Source organism: Kitasatospora terrestris (genome assembly GCF_039542905.1).
GTDB lineage: Bacteria > Actinomycetota > Actinomycetes > Streptomycetales > Streptomycetaceae > Kitasatospora > Kitasatospora terrestris.
This window is the reverse complement of the sequence record NZ_BAABIS010000001.1, coordinates 7,145,665-7,159,459: the sequence shown is the minus strand read 5'-3', so window position 1 is coordinate 7,159,459 and position 13,795 is coordinate 7,145,665. Positions and strand designations below refer to the sequence as shown.

Sequence of the window (13,795 nt, the reverse complement as noted above, 5' to 3'; positions counted from 1 at the left end):
TCGAACCCGCCACGATTCGCACGGGCACCGTTAGTGGAGAGACGAACGGAGGCTGTCGGATGATCGAGATCGCCGACATCCGCGAATGGCGCGAGCACGACGTCACCGACACGGACGGAAAGAAGATCGGGACCCTGGAGTCGATCTACGTGGACACCGCGACCGACCAGCCGTCGTTCGCGACGGTGACCGTCGGCCTGCCCACCCGGCACCGCCTGGTCTTCGTCCCCCTCGCCGGGGCCCAGGTCGGCCCCGGATACCTGAAGGTCGCCTTCGCCAAGGCCACGGTGAAGGACGCCCCGGCCATCGACACCGACGGCGAGCTGCTCGCCGGCCAGGAACCCGAGGTCTTCGCGTACTACCGCCTCGAATACCTGCCCGGCGCAGGCGGGGAACGCCGCCTGGCCAGGCGCTGACCGGATGGGAGAAGACAGATGGCCTGGATCCTGCTGCTCGTCCTCGTGGCGGTCGTCCTCGGCATCGTGGGAGCCGTAGCCGACGGACTGCTCTACCTGCTCGTCATCGGTGTGCTCGTGTTCGTCGCCGCGATCGCCCTGGGGGCCGCCCGTTTCCGGCGCGGCGGGCGGCGCCCCGTGCGGTGAACCGTCCCACCGGGTCTCGTCACCACTTGCTCCAGGGCGTGTTCCAGCCGCTGTAGCCGTTCGAGGGGTCGACGTCCTTCCCGACCGAGTTCTTGATGGTGACGACGTCTCCGACCATGGAGTCGGCGTAGAACTTGCCGGCCGGGGAGCCGTCGTCGCCGTAGTCGCCCTTGGCGTCCTGCAGCCCGACGCAGCCGTGGCTGACGTTCTCGTGGCCGAAGACACTCGGATCCGACCAGTTGTTGCCGTGGACGTACGTGCCCGAGTCGGTCAGGCGCAGCGAGTGCGGGACGCGCTCCTTGTAGGCGTCGCCTTCCAGGCCGGGGACGGTGGAGGAGTCCATCACCTCGGAGGGGATCTTGGCCATGACGACCATGGTGCCGTTGTAGGCGTTCCAGGACGCGGGGCTGCTCTTGCCGGTGCTGATGGGGACGGTCTCGACGACGCGGCGGTCCTTCTCGACGGTCATCAGGTGGGTGGCGGCGTCGACGGTGCTGCGCTTGTCGCGGCCGATGGTGAAGGTCTGGTCGCTGTCGATACCGCCGTAGACGCCGGGTGCGACCTCGACGCTCTTGAGGCGGTAGTGGACGGTGACCTTGCTCCCGGCGCTCCAGAAGTTCTCGGGGCGGAAGTCGACCCAGCGGTCGCTGAACCAGTGGCCCTTCACCTGGACGCCGTCGGGCGTGTCGAAGGAGACGGCCCGCTCGACGGCGTTCCGGTCCTTGACGTCCCGGTCGAACCGCAGCCGTACGATCATGCCGACGCCGTAGGTGGCGCCGTCGGTGATGTTGTCGTGCGGGCCCGCGTCCTTGGTCGGGGTGAGGGTCGAGAACGAACTGTCGGAGGCGGTCGGCCTGCCGGCGGTGTCCACGCCCTCGGCGTGCACGGCGTACCGGGAGGAGACCGCGAGGCCGCCCGTCGGGGCCCAGGCGGTGTCGCCGTCACCCAGTGAGCCGGGCACTTCCTTGCCGGACTGGTCCGTGACCGTGACCTTGGTCAGCTTCCCGCCGGCAACCGACACCTTCAGCCCGTCGGCCGGCTTGACGTTCTCGGCGCCGGCGGCCGGCGCGATGCTGATCCGAGCGGCCGAGACCGCGCTCGCTGAGGAACCCGGGCCTCCCTGCCCCCCACCCGTCGACGCCGGGCCGGCGCTACCGCTGCAAGCCGCCGTACACCACAGCACGCCTGCGACGGCCCCGGCCCCCATGACCTTTCCCAGCCTGTTCATCGTGCTCCCCCTTCTGGCTACTGCAGACGTACACGTAGTGACGGGCACGACGGTTTCACCGCGTCCCGTCCCAGTGCGTCCGCCGAGCCCGTGGTCGCGTCGGCGGGGTGCCGGCGGCCGGTGCCCTCGGGACGTCCGGAGCACCCTGAAGCCGCGCTCCGGACGTCCGCGACGTACGGTGAGGAGGTCGAGCTGCGGGGACGGGCGCGACGGACTCCCGGCCCTCGGTGCCCGCCCCCGGGGGTGGTGGTGGGCGGGACGGACTTCCGAGGAGCAACACCGCGCGTGGCCGACGGTGTGCACGCACCGACCATGCGGTCGGCCCCGGGCACGGCACCATGGTCGATACGCACCGGCGCACGGCTGTCCGTCCAGGAAAGGAACGATCATGGCCGCCACCCTTCGCGTGTCCTTCCGCCAGGCGCTGCCCGGAACGGTCCTGCTGGTCCTGGACGGTCCCGCGGACTACGACAACGTCGACCGCCTCCGCCATGCCCTCGCCTCGGCCCTCGCCGGCCCCCCTGTCCCCGACACGGTGGTCGTCGACTGCTCCCGCCTCGGGTTCTTCTCCTCCACCGGGCTCAACGAGTTCATCAGGGCGCGACGCAACGCCCTCGACGCCGGAATCGACTTCCGTCTGACCTCGCCGAGTGCCCAGATGGCGCGCGTGCTGCAGATCACCGAGGCCGACAGCCTCTTCCACATCGCCCCGCCCCTCCCGCCCCAGTAGGACCACCGGCCCGCGTCAGCGCCGGGCGTGGGTACCGCGCGCGGCCGGCAGCCTCATCTCCACCCAGACCACCTTGCCCGCCCCCGCCCGGGTGGTGCCCCAGGCCCGTGCGAGCCGGTCGACGATCCGCAGGCCGTAGCCCTGCAGCTCACCCTGCTCGGGGTGGCGCAGCCGCGGCGGGGTGTACGCCGCGTCCGTCACCCCGATCCCCAGACCGTCGCCGTCCACGTCGAAGCGCAGGTCCAGGGCCAGCGGGCCCCCGGCGTGCCCGGCGGCGTTGGCGAGCAGCTCGGCGGCCACCAGGAGGACGTCGTCCACGGCTGCGGGATCCGCGCCGGGCCGCCGCCGCGCCAGAGCACGGCGGGTGAAGGCCACCCCCCGGCGCACACACCGCCGCGCACCGGGCGGAAAGCCCAGCCGGTAGTAGAAGGCCGGGGCGGGGAGGAGTCTGCGCATGACGGTGTCCGTGCCAAATGCGTGTCGGGTCGGTCGAGTCGGTCGGGTCCGTGCCACAGGCGTCTGCCCGGGGGGAAGGCCGCTACACGGCGAGTGACCGGTCGGCTCTGTCCGCGCGGTTCGGGCCGCGTCGTCGCGGACGCCGCCGAGCGGGCGGTCCGGGCTCCTGCGGTCATCCGGTCGGCGTCCTCGGCCCGCCCGGCGTCCGCAGCGGCTCCTGGTCCGACCCGCACAGCGGCAGCAGGCCCGCGCCGGGGGGACATCGTGGTGTGGAATGTGGTCGGCGGACGCGTGGGTCGGGGCGACGGGGGTAGGTGCGAGGTACCGGCTCGGCGTCATCTCGGCGTTCGCCGGATGCCCGTCGGCTGTCGCCGCACTGTCTCCCGATTCCCGCGCGGATGCGATGCCCCGGCCCACAGGATCGAACCGTGGAGCCGTTGGTGGGTTCGGAAGGAACGTGCGCCATGACCGTCGAGGATTCGCCTCTGCCTGCCGACCGGACCGTGGTGGGCGGGATGCCCGACGCCGCGATCACCGTCACCAACCGCGACGGCTCGGTGGTGTGCGCGCTCGCCGGGGCCCTGCACCACGACAACGTCGGCCAGGTCCGCCGGGCGCTGAACCGGGCGCTCCGACTGCAGCCCGGAGTGCTGGCCGTCGACCTGTCCGCCGTCGACCTGCTCACCTCCGCCGGGCTCAACGCCTTGCTGACCGTCCGCCGCGAGGCGCTCGAACGCGGCGTCCGCCTGGTCGTGGTCGCGCCCTCCAGGCCCGCGCGTCACGTCCTGCGCATCACGCAGGTCGACACCGTCCTGCCGATGGCGCCCACCCTCGAGCACGCGCTGCGCGACGGGGGCGAAGACCCACCGGCCCGCGAGGGGTAGCCCGGCGGCCGGCGGAAAGACGCGAGGGCAGACTCCGTCCCTCCGGGGGTGCTTCCCGTGTGTGCCATGCCGCCCGCACCAGCCTTCCACCGCCAGCTCTCCTTCCCGGCCGGGCCCCTGCCGGTGAGCGAGGGCATCGGCTTCACGCGCCGCACCCTCACCGCCTGGTTCCCCCGTGCGAACCCCGCCGCCTGCGCCGAGATCGTCCTGATCGCCGCCGAACTCCTCGCCAACGCCGTCCAGCACGCCGGCGGCCCCCTCACCCTGGGCCTGCGCATGACGCAGAGCGGCCGGATCCGGATCACCGTCACCGACGCCGGCGCCGAAGCCCCGCAGGTCGGGCCGGCACTGCCGGAAAGACCCGGCGGGCACGGCATGCGGATCGTCGACCACCTCGCCCGCGCCTGGGGCACCGACCCCGTGGCCGGCGGCAAGGGCGTCTGGGCCGAGTGCGACCCGCCGACCACCTCCGTCCCGTAGCCGCACCCGGCGGCGGACGGCCGGCACACCGGGCCGGCTCCCGGGCCCTTCGCCCTGCGCGACAAAAGGTCGCGGGCGTTGCGCACCGCCCGGGCCGGAAGGGCGAGGACGTGACGGCCGTACGTCGACGCTGAGTCATCGCCGCAGGTCGGACGGGTGACTACGGATGATTTCCTGGGGGTGCCCAAAGGTGCGCACCCGCATTGTTACCGCGGTGGTGGTCACGGAACGTGGGGACGGGGAAAGCCCGCTCATCTCGGGAGCACCGATGTTCACCACCGACACCACCACCGACCGCACCGGCGCCGTCGGTGCGCAGCCCGGCCGGACCAGGACGGCGGAGTACTCGATGGCGGCGACCGCCGTCGCGGTGTCCGGTTTCCGGAACTTCGCCCGTGACACGGCGGCCCGGTGGATGATCTCACCCGACGACACGGGGCTGGCCCTGGTGGTGAGCGAGCTGGTCGGCAACGCGGTCCGGCACAGCGGCAGTGCGGACGTCAGCCTGCTGCTCTCCGCCACGGTGACCACGCTGACCGTCGAGGTGCGGGACTCCGGCCGGTGGCGGCGGCCCTCCGCGCCCGTGACGGACGGGCTCGCCTGCGGGGGGCGCGGGCTGGACATCGTCGAGGCCTGCGCCACCCGGACGACCGTCCACCGGACGCTCGCCGGCACCCGGGTGATCGCCGTCCTGCCGCTCGGCTGACGGGACGCGCCCCGAGCGCCGCCCCGGCCCCGCAGGACACGCGCCCTGTGCGTGATGGAGCCTCCCGGGGGCCGGACTGCGGTGAGGACAACGGGGCAGGTGATCGTCCTGGCCGAGGTTCCCGAGCGTCCGAGGACGTCCACCAGGTCTACGCGGTCATCGACCGGCTCCGCGCCGCCCACCGCACCTACGCATCGAGGCCTGAGCCCTCCGGGGACGCCGGGGCGTCGGCCCGTGCGCTGGGGGCGAACCCGCTCCCCTGCTCGGCGAACACCCTGATCGCGGCGCCCATGAACTCCACCATCCCGGGGTGGTAGGAATCGTGGAACGCCCTCATGGCCTCGTCCTCGGCGTAGAAGAGCGACATGCCGACGTAGGCCTCCCTGGAGGGGGTGTAGAAGCGGCAGGCGATGTCGAAGTGCCTGCGGACGAGTTCCTGGATCTCCGGATCCCCGGGCAGGGAGCCGCCGTCCAGGAGCGCGGTGATCTCCCGGTACAGGACGTCCCAGTCCCGGTGGACCCCCTCCCTGTCCACGTGTTCCCAGTGGTTGGTCCCGGCCAGGCTCCTCGCCTGCTCCTGCGCCAACGACCGGCGACACTCGTCCTCGTAACTGTTCCCCACGGCACCCGATCCCATCGTTTCGTCGTCGACCGGCCACCGATGATCAACTTGCCGGTCCGGGGCGAAGGCTGACACACAGCCACCGGACCGGCAAACCAATTACCGGACCCTCCGGCGCTCCGTCACGGGTGGCCGGCCGGCGCAGAATCTGAAGCAGGCAATACATCTGGTGAAACTATCGCCGTATCTGTATCTTCTGTTCCACCCCTGCAGGGTCCTCAGGCATCCCCCCACAGCCGAGAGTTGGAGGCCCCATGTCCTTCGGAAGCCCCTCCCGTCGCCGCACCGGCCGCGTGCTGGTCGCCACCACCCTGGCAGCCACGGCAGTGCTGTCACTGCCGGCGGTCGCGGAGGCGAAGGTGACGCGCTACCGCCAAGGAAGCGCGAGCGACGTCAGCCGCCCGGCCTGGAGCGGCCCGGCGTACACGATGAACGGCTCGGGTGCGGTCGTCCCCGCGACCATGACCAAGGCCGTGGACGCCATCAGGGGAGGCAGCGGGAGCATCGACGTCACGGTGCTCGCCGCGTCCGCGGCGTCCGGCAGCCCGACGCCGGAGTGCGACGTGATCATGGGCCTGCCGAACGTCAACTCCTGCACCACCTACGTCCTGACCTCGACCCAGGACGCGTCGAACTCCCAGGTGAACACCGACGTGCGGAACTCGGAGTTCGTCTACTTCGCCGGCGGCAACCAGTGCAACTACGCCCGCTGGAAGGGCACCCCCCTCCAGGCGTCGGTCCAGTCGGTCGTCGCCAAGGGCGGCGGCGTCGGTGGCGGCAGCGCGGGTCACCACATCAACAGCTCCGTCGTCTACGACGCCTGCACCGCGAGCACCGACTCCGCGACCGCCCTCGCCAATCCTTACGACCGGAGCGTCACCTTCACCACCGGCATGTTCAGCTGGCCGAACTACGGCGACACCGTCAACGACTCCCACTTCGTCAGCCGCGACCGGATGGGGCGCACCATGGCGTTCGTCGCCAGGGCGTTGAAGGACGGCCTGACCTCCTCCGGCAAGGCCTGGGGGGTGGGCGTCGAGGAGGGCGGCTCGCTGTTCGTCGACAAGAACGGGCTCGCGACGCTGTCGGCCGAGGACGCCTACGTCGTCCTCGGCGACCACCAGCCCGAACAGGCCGCCTCGGGCAAGCCCCTGACGTTCTCGAACTTCAAGATCTGGCGTCTGACGCCGGGCAGCACCTACGACTTCGCGAACCGTCCGACCTGCGGGTACTACACCCGCAGCGTCGTCAACGGTGTCGCGGACTCCAACCTCTACTCCGGGACGCCGGTCTGCTGACCGTCCGCCCGTCGCCCGTGCGGTCCGCCGAATCGTCCGGCGGGCCGCACGGGTTCGCGCCGGGGCGGTGCGTCAGGTGAGGCCGGAGCGGGTGGCGATCTCCTCGCTGTGCCGCATGTGCTGGTGGGCACGGTCGCCGAGCTCCGATATGAGGCCGGCGACCACGCTCTCGACCACTGCCAGGGTGGGCACGAGGCTGTCGTACGGGGACGGGGCTCCGACCTGGCTGGAGAAGACGACTTCCGCGTGGGTGCTCACCGGGGAGAGCCAGGTGTCGGTGAACAGGACGACGCGCCCCCCTGCTTCCTTGACCAGTTCGGCGACGGTGACCTTGTCCTCCTCGTAGCGCCGGTAGTCGAAGACGACGAGGACGTCCCGGCGCGCGAGGGAGGCGAGCAGGGCGGTGCGTTCGACGGCCCGGTCGGGCAGGAAGCGAACGTTGTCGCGCACCTGCATCAGGTGCAGTCCCAGGTACTGGGCGAAGAGGTTGGTGAAGCGGCCGCCGGCGAGGGTGATGCGCCGCTTGGGGTCGGCGAGGAGCTGCACCGCGCGGTCCAGGTCGTGCGGGGTCACCTCGGCGAGGGTGCGGTCGACCGCCGCGGTGAAGACCTTGCGGCCGTGGGCGAGCAGCCCGGCCGCTCCGGCCTGCACGTCGGCGGAGTCGGATCCGGCGGCCTTGTAGTTGCCGGCGCTGTAAAGGGTGACGGGCGAGGCGTGGCGTTCGTCGAGCTCCGTGCGCAGCGCCGCCTGGAAGTCGGGGAAGCCCCGGTAGCCGAGGCGGTTGACGAACCTGATGACGGTGGGGGCGCTGACGTCGGCACGCTCGGCGAGGGTGGCGATGGTCTCGAATCCTGCGGCCGGCCAGCCTGCGAGCAGGATCCTGCCGACCTTGCGCTCGGCGGGGCTGCAGTCGCCGAGCCGTTGGCGGATGTCCTCGGCGAGCGTGACGGTGGGCATGGGCGGGGTTCCCTTCCCGGTCTTCGGGCGGATCGTCGGTGGTGCTCGGTGGTACGCGGTGGATCGTGTCTCCGCAGCCTAGCGAAGTGCCGGGCTGCGGAGATCCCCGAGCGGGCGGGCTGGTGCGGCGCGGGTCCGCCGGGCCGTCAGCCGGCGGCGGGGCGGACGCCGATCTCGAGGTCGGCGAAGGTGGCGGTGGTGGTGCCGTCGGTGGTCCAGGCGCGGGTGTCGCCGCGCTTGCGGAAGAGGACCTCGAAGGCGGGGCCGGTTTCGAAGGTGCCGGCGGTCGCGGTGCGCTGGGCGGTGGTGGCGGTGAGGGCGCGGGCGGTGCCGGAGAAGGAGTAGGGGACGCCGTCGGGGTTGTCGACGGAGTAGAACGCGTCGTGGTTGGCGGGCACGGCGGTGGCGGCGGAGGCGGCGAGGGGCTTCTTGCCGTCGGCGGCGTGGACGTGCCAGGTGCGCGGGTCGTAGTGGTCGCCGTCGGTGAGGTAGCTGTAGCGGACGCCGTCGATCGCCCAGCGGCCCTGGACGGTGCTGGTGCGGGCCGAGCGCAGGTCGAAGACGGAGACGCCGTGGGTGCCCAGGACCCGCAGGCTCTCGTCGCGGGTGCCGGCGTGCTCGACCTCGATCGCGGTGTTCTCGTCGAGGGCGAAGACGCGCTTGTGGCCGGTGTCCGCCGCCAGGCGGATCGCGCGGCCCTCCCGGCCGTAGGTGCCGGTGTGGGTGTCGAGCAGGCCGGCGTCGAAGAGGCCGAAGCCGCCCTGGGGGATGTAGCCGAGGCGAGTGGGGTCCTCGAAGTAGCCGGGGGCGCTGCCGTCGCGCAGCGCCTGGTAGCTGTCGCCGCCGCTGACCATGTCGGGGCCGGAGGCGATCTGGGCGCCGGCGCTGGAGCCTGCGACGACGGCGCCGGCGGCGAGCTTGCGGCGGATGGCGGCCATGACCTCGGAGTCGGTGTGGGCGTCGCCGTGCAGGAGGCTGGTGATGTACCGGTACTGGTCGCCGCCCCCGAAGAAGAAGCCGGTCATCGACTCGACCTGGGCGACGACGGCGTCGGAGTCGGCTGCGTCGACGTGCTCGATGTCGATGGGCACCCACTGGGCGTCGGCCGCGCCGTAGTGCTTGAAGAGGTCCGCGTAGTAGAGACCGTTGCAGTGCGAGTTGGAGCAGGCGTTCGGGTCCGCGGCGTCGGGGTCCTGGCTCTCGGGGACGGAGGCGGCGGTCAGGACGCCGATGCGTGCCTTTCCGACGCCGCCGGCCTTGTGGACGATCTCGCCGTAGATCTCGCTGTTGCCGTCCTTGAGGCCTCCGCCGACGAGGATCAGGGTGCCTCCGGCCTCGGCGGGCCGGGCGTCGGCGGTCTGGGCGGTCGAGGCGAGGACGGTCAGTGCGGCCGCGAGGGCGAGAGCGGTCCGCCCGCAGCGGGTGCGGAGGTGTCGGTTCATCCGGAGCTCCATGGGGTCGTGTGAGGGAACCGTGCGTCGCCGGGTGCGCGCCCGAGGGCGGCGCACACCCGGCGATGGGTGGCCCGGGCGGGCGGGCGAGCAGCCCGCCCGGGCCGGTCGTGGTGGCCGGTGGGCCCGTGTGCGGTTGCGCGGCGGGGTCAGCGACGCCCGAGGCGCTCGGTGAGCGTGGCCAGCAGGGCGATGCGGCCCGGAGCGCTCACGATGTCCAGCCACTCCTCGGGGGTGTGGTCGGCCCCGCCGACCGGGCCGAGGCCGTCGAGGGTGGGGATGCCGAGGCCGGAGGTGAAGTTCGCGTCACCGACACCGCCCGTGGAGGCGCCGTGGATCTGCATGCCGAGATCGGCGGCGGTGCGCAGCGCGAGGGCGAGCACGGCCGCCGCCTCGCAGGTGTGCTCCATGGGCGGGCAGAGGTCCAGCTGCTCGACGCGGGCGGTGGTGCCCTCGACGACGGTGCGGGCGGCGGCCGTGCGGATCTCGGCGATCGCGGTGTGCAGGCCGGCGGTGGTGGCGGCCCGGACCTCGACCTGGAGCTCGGCCTGGGGACAGACGATGTTGGTCCGGGTCCCCGCCCGCACCACGCCGACGTTCAGGGTGACCCCTGGCCAGCGGCCGTTGAGGGCCTGCAGGGCGACGACGAGGTGGGCGGCGGCGAGTGCGGCGTTGGCGCCCCGCTCGGGCTCGATGCCGGCGTGGGCGGCCCGGCCGGTGACGGTGATCAGGAGGTCGGCGACGCCCTTGCGTTCGATGACCAGGTCGCCGTTCTCGCGGGCGCACTCCAGGCCGAGGGCGACGTGCGCCCCGGCCGCGACGCGCTCGGTCACCGGACGGCTGGCCGGCGAGCCGACCTCCTCGTCCGGGGTGGCGAGGACGACGAGTTCGGCGAACCCGGTGCGGCCGTGGCGGGTGAGGAGTTCGGCTGCGGTCACCCCGGCCAGGAGGCCGCCCTTGTCGTCACTGACGCCCGGGCCGTGCGCGCGGCCGTCCGCCGAGCGGAAGGGGCGGGCGGCGGCGGTGCCGTCCTCGAAGACGGTGTCCATGTGCCCGATCAGGACGATCCGCGCTCCCCCCTCCTCGACGGGCACGGAGCCGGTCAGTCTGGCGACGAGGACGTCTCCGAAGCGGCGCCCCTGCACCTGTGCGGGCGTGATGCGCTCGGTGCTGAACCCGATCGAGCGCAGCCGCTCCTCGAACCAGTCGGCGACCCGGTTCACGCCGTCGGCGTTGTAGGACCCGGAGTCGATGGAGACGAGGTGGGCCAGGTCGTCGAGGTAGCGGGGAAGGGCTGCCTGCGCGGCGGCCGACAACTCGGCCGCGGCCGTGCGGTGCGCCTGGTCGGCGGGGGCGCTCACAGGACCTTGGAGAGGAACGCCTTGGTGCGCTCCTGTTCCGGGTCGACCAGGACCTTGCGCGGGTCGCCGGCCTCGACGACGACGCCCTCGTCCATGAACACGGCCGTGTCGCCGACCTCGCGGGCGAAGCCGATCTCGTGGGTGACCACGACCATGGTCATGCCGTCCGCGGCCAGGTCGCGCATGACGTCGAGGACGTCGCCGACCAGCTCGGGGTCGAGCGCGGAGGTGGGCTCGTCGAACAGCATCAGCTTGGGCTTCATCGCCAGCGCGCGGGCGATCGCCACGCGCTGCTGCTGGCCGCCGGACAGCTGCGCCGGGTAGTGGTCGGCGCGGTCGCCGAGGCCGACCCTGTCCAGGAGCAGCTGCGCCTCGGCCCTGGCGGTCGCCGTGTTCACCTTGGCGACCCTCACCGGTGCCTCCATGACGTTCTGGAGGGCGGTCAGGTGGGGGAAGAGGTTGAAGCGCTGGAAGACCATGCCGATCTCCCGGCGGCGCTCGGCGACCTCCGACTCCCGCAGCTCGTGCAGGCGGTTCCCGGCCTGCCGGTAGCCGACCAGGTCGCCGTCGACGGACAGGCGGCCGCCGTCGACCTTCTCCAGGTGGTTGATGCAGCGCAGGAAGGTGGACTTGCCGGAGCCGGACGGGCCGAGCAGGCAGCAGACCTGGCCGCGTTCGACGGTGAGGTCGATGCCCTTGAGGACCTCGAGCTTGCCGTAGTGCTTGCGCACGCCCTGGGCGTGCACCATGGGCTGGGCCATCGGATCAGCCCTTCCGGTTGCGGTTCGACGGGAGGAGGTCCGCGACGCCGACGAACATGCGGCGCAGCGGGGAGACGTGGCCGGCACGGCTGGTGCCGCGACCGTAGCGGCGCTCCAGCCAGGCCTGGGGGACGCTCAGGACGGTGGTCAGGGCGAGGTACCACAGGGCGGCGACGACGAGCATCGGGATGACCTGGTAGTTCTGCGCGTACACGTCCTGGATGTTGGACATCAGGTCGTGGGCGGCGATCACCGACACGTAGGCGGTGGTCTTGAGCATGTTGATGGTCTCGTTGCCCATCGGCGGGATGATGACCTTCATCGCCTGCGGGAGGACGATGCGGCGCATCGTCAGGGCGGGCTTCATGCCCAGCGAGTGGGCGGCCTCTGTCTGGCCGGGGTCGACGGACTGGATGCCGGCGCGGACGATCTCGGAGGCGTAGGCGGCCTCGTTGAGGCCGAGCGCCAGCAGGGCCGCGATCGACGGGGTGAGCAGCTGGTTGGTGTCGAACTCGACGAAGGTGATCGTCGTGAACGGGATGCCGATCATCAGGTGCTTGTAGAGGGCGGCGGCGTAGGCCCAGAAGATGATCTGGACCAGCAGCGGGGTGCCGCGGAACAGCCAGACGAAGAGGGTGGACAGCCCGTACAGGACCGGGTTGCTCGACAGGCGCATGACGGCGACGAGGGTGCCGAGCGCCAGGCCGACGGCCATGGCGGCGACGGTCAGCCACAGGGTGGTGACGAGTCCGTCGAAGATGAGGTCGGCGAACAGGTAGTGGCCGACGACGTCCCAGTGCAGGTTCGGGTTCTTGGCGAGCGAGCCGACCAGGCCGACCAGGGAGACCAGGGCGAGGGCGGCGGCGATCCAGCGGCCCCAGTGGCGCACGGGGACGGCGACCAGCTGGTCGGGGTCGGGCGTGCCCGTCGTGGTGGCCCCGGTGGAGCGGTGTGCGGTGGTCGGCATGTCAGTCCACCGCGCCGTTCTTGGTGGCGGACTTGACGGCGATGGACGCGACGCCGTACTTGTCGAAGATCTTGGCGAGCGAGCCGTCGTCGATGAGCGACTGCAGGGCCTTCTGGACGGCGTCGGTCAGCTGCGGCAGGTTCTTGGCGATCGCGATGCCGTTCGGGGAGGCGTTGTAGCCGCCCTGGGCCGCCGGGTCGTCGACGACCTCGAAGGTCGCACCGTTGTCGGCGGTCTTCGCGGTCCAGCCCGCCGCCGGCTTGGTGAGGACGTCGGCGACCACCTTGCCGGAGCGCAGCGCGAGCTGGGCGTCGGAGTCCTTGGGGAACGCCTGGACGTCGATCGGCGCCCTGCCCGCCGCCTTGCAGGCGTCCTGGTGCTTGTCGAGGAGCTTCTGCTGGTTGGTGCCGGTCTGGACGGCGGTCTTCTTCCCGCACAGGTCGTCGAGGGTGACGATCTTGTCGGGGTTGCCCTTGGCGACCATGATGCCGGTGCCGGAGGCGGAGTAGTCGACGAAGTCGACGACCTTCTCCCGCTCCTTGTTGTCGGTGATGGCGCTGATCGCCGCGTCGTACTTGCCGGCCTGGATGGCCGGGACGATGCCGTCGAACTTCTGCGCCTGGAACTCGAAGGCCACACCGAGCTTCGCGCCGAGGGCCTGGCCGAGGTCGTAGTCGAGGCCGGTCATCTCGCTCTTGCCCTCGGCCACGTACATCTCGAAGGGCGGGTACGGGATGTCGGTGGCGACCCGCACCTTGCCCGCCTTCTTGATCGCGTCGGGCAGGGCGCCGTGCAGGGCGGCGTCGGGGCTGATGGCGACACCTGCCACCGTGACCGCGGTCGCGGAGGCGGCGGCGGGGGCCTTGGCGGCGTCGGCGGGGGCGTCGTCCCCCTTGCTCCCGCAGGCGGTCAGGGTGAGGGAGCCGCACAGGGCGAGGGCGGCCAGCAGGGCCGATCTGCGAGAGGCAGAGGAGTTCACGGAGCAACCTTTCGAGAACCTGAGCGGCGCCGAGGGGCTGCGCCGCAAGCCAGGACGTTACAGGTAAACCATGTTGATGGCCATATGTAATGAAGGATACGAATAGGTAACGCTCGACAAGCCCGAGGCAAAGCCCTGATGGAAGCTCAGATGGTCAAGGTTTCGCCGCATCCGCTCGTTACATCTATCGCCATCATGACTTGATCTGTATGTTCCGTTCCCAGTGCGACGCAGGGCATCTCGCCTCTGCCAGCGCGCCCCCCGTCCTGCCCGGCCCCTCTCCGGGCGGACGCATCCCTCCTCGCCCGGCCTG

General features: G+C 71.7%; 16 protein-coding genes. 7 read left to right on the top strand and 9 right to left on the bottom strand.

Annotation, left to right across the window (positions count from 1 at the left end; genetic code table 11):
* Positions 1-59 precede the first annotated feature (59 nt).
* Together ABEB06_RS32825 and ABEB06_RS32820 are read left to right on the top strand one after the other, a co-directional pair.
* Positions 60-416 carry a PRC-barrel domain-containing protein gene (locus ABEB06_RS32825; protein ID WP_345700550.1) on the top strand — a complete coding sequence of 119 codons (357 nt, stop codon included), beginning with the start codon at positions 60-62 and terminating at the stop codon, positions 414-416.
* Between the two features lie 18 nt (positions 417-434).
* Positions 435-602, top strand: a complete 168-nt coding sequence (locus tag ABEB06_RS32820) for a hypothetical protein (RefSeq protein ID WP_345700549.1) — start codon at positions 435-437, stop codon at positions 600-602.
* A 19-nt stretch (positions 603-621) separates the two neighbouring features.
* Here the strand turns inward: ABEB06_RS32820 and ABEB06_RS32815 are convergent, their stop codons facing one another.
* Entirely contained in the window at positions 622-1,809 is a 1,188-nt protein-coding gene (locus ABEB06_RS32815; protein WP_345702066.1) for a L,D-transpeptidase, read from the bottom strand.
* Between the two features lie 409 nt (positions 1,810-2,218).
* Here ABEB06_RS32815 and ABEB06_RS32810 point away from each other — a divergent pair, with 409 nt between their 5' ends.
* A complete protein-coding gene (locus tag ABEB06_RS32810; RefSeq protein ID WP_345700548.1) occupies positions 2,219-2,560 on the top strand; it encodes an STAS domain-containing protein in 342 nt (113 codons plus the stop codon).
* Between the two features lie 15 nt (positions 2,561-2,575).
* Here ABEB06_RS32810 and ABEB06_RS32805 read toward each other — a convergent pair whose 3' ends face one another.
* Positions 2,576-3,016, bottom strand: a complete 441-nt coding sequence (locus ABEB06_RS32805) for an ATP-binding protein (RefSeq protein WP_345700547.1) — start codon at positions 3,014-3,016, stop codon at positions 2,576-2,578.
* Between the two features lie 464 nt (positions 3,017-3,480).
* On the opposite strand from ABEB06_RS32805, the gene ABEB06_RS32800 reads away from it, so the two are divergent.
* The 3 genes from ABEB06_RS32800 to ABEB06_RS32790 all read left to right on the top strand — a co-directional run bounded on the left by ABEB06_RS32800 (position 3,481) and on the right by ABEB06_RS32790 (position 5,086).
* On the top strand, positions 3,481-3,900 hold the full coding sequence (locus ABEB06_RS32800; RefSeq protein ID WP_345700546.1) for an STAS domain-containing protein: 420 nt from the start codon (positions 3,481-3,483) through the stop codon (positions 3,898-3,900).
* Positions 3,901-3,966: 66 nt separating this feature from the next.
* On the top strand, positions 3,967-4,380 hold the full coding sequence (locus tag ABEB06_RS32795) for an ATP-binding protein (RefSeq protein WP_345700545.1): 414 nt from the start codon (positions 3,967-3,969) through the stop codon (positions 4,378-4,380).
* 268 nt (positions 4,381-4,648) lie between these two features.
* Positions 4,649-5,086, top strand: coding sequence for an ATP-binding protein (locus ABEB06_RS32790; RefSeq protein ID WP_345700544.1), 438 nt, complete (start codon positions 4,649-4,651; stop codon positions 5,084-5,086).
* Between the two features lie 187 nt (positions 5,087-5,273).
* Here the strand turns inward: ABEB06_RS32790 and ABEB06_RS32785 are convergent, their stop codons facing one another.
* Positions 5,274-5,708, bottom strand: a complete 435-nt coding sequence (locus ABEB06_RS32785) for a TipAS antibiotic-recognition domain-containing protein (RefSeq protein ID WP_345700543.1) — start codon at positions 5,706-5,708, stop codon at positions 5,274-5,276.
* Positions 5,709-5,962: 254 nt separating this feature from the next.
* Here ABEB06_RS32785 and ABEB06_RS32780 point away from each other — a divergent pair, with 254 nt between their 5' ends.
* Positions 5,963-7,006 (top strand): hypothetical protein, encoded by a 1,044-nt coding sequence (locus ABEB06_RS32780; protein ID WP_345700542.1) that lies wholly within the window; start codon positions 5,963-5,965, stop codon positions 7,004-7,006.
* Between the two features lie 72 nt (positions 7,007-7,078).
* Here the strand turns inward: ABEB06_RS32780 and ABEB06_RS32775 are convergent, their stop codons facing one another.
* The 6 genes from ABEB06_RS32775 to ABEB06_RS32750 all read right to left on the bottom strand — a co-directional run bounded on the left by ABEB06_RS32775 (position 7,079) and on the right by ABEB06_RS32750 (position 13,482).
* Entirely contained in the window at positions 7,079-7,963 is an 885-nt protein-coding gene (locus ABEB06_RS32775; protein WP_345700541.1) for a MurR/RpiR family transcriptional regulator, read from the bottom strand.
* Between the two features lie 146 nt (positions 7,964-8,109).
* On the bottom strand, positions 8,110-9,405 hold the full coding sequence (locus ABEB06_RS32770) for a cyanophycinase (protein ID WP_345700540.1): 1,296 nt from the start codon (positions 9,403-9,405) through the stop codon (positions 8,110-8,112).
* A 158-nt stretch (positions 9,406-9,563) separates the two neighbouring features.
* The gene (locus ABEB06_RS32765) at positions 9,564-10,775 is read right to left on the bottom strand and encodes a M20 family metallopeptidase (protein WP_345700539.1); all 1,212 of its coding nucleotides are present in this window, start codon (positions 10,773-10,775) and stop codon (positions 9,564-9,566) included.
* A complete protein-coding gene (locus ABEB06_RS32760) occupies positions 10,772-11,536 on the bottom strand; it encodes an amino acid ABC transporter ATP-binding protein (RefSeq protein WP_345700538.1) in 765 nt (254 codons plus the stop codon). The genes ABEB06_RS32765 and ABEB06_RS32760 overlap by 4 nt, the downstream gene beginning before the upstream one ends.
* A gap of 4 nt (positions 11,537-11,540) precedes the next feature.
* On the bottom strand, positions 11,541-12,503 hold the full coding sequence (locus ABEB06_RS32755) for an amino acid ABC transporter permease (RefSeq protein WP_345700537.1): 963 nt from the start codon (positions 12,501-12,503) through the stop codon (positions 11,541-11,543).
* 1 nt (position 12,504) lies between these two features.
* The gene (locus tag ABEB06_RS32750) at positions 12,505-13,482 is read right to left on the bottom strand and encodes an ABC transporter substrate-binding protein (RefSeq protein WP_345700536.1); all 978 of its coding nucleotides are present in this window, start codon (positions 13,480-13,482) and stop codon (positions 12,505-12,507) included.
* Positions 13,483-13,795: the final 313 nt, after the last annotated feature.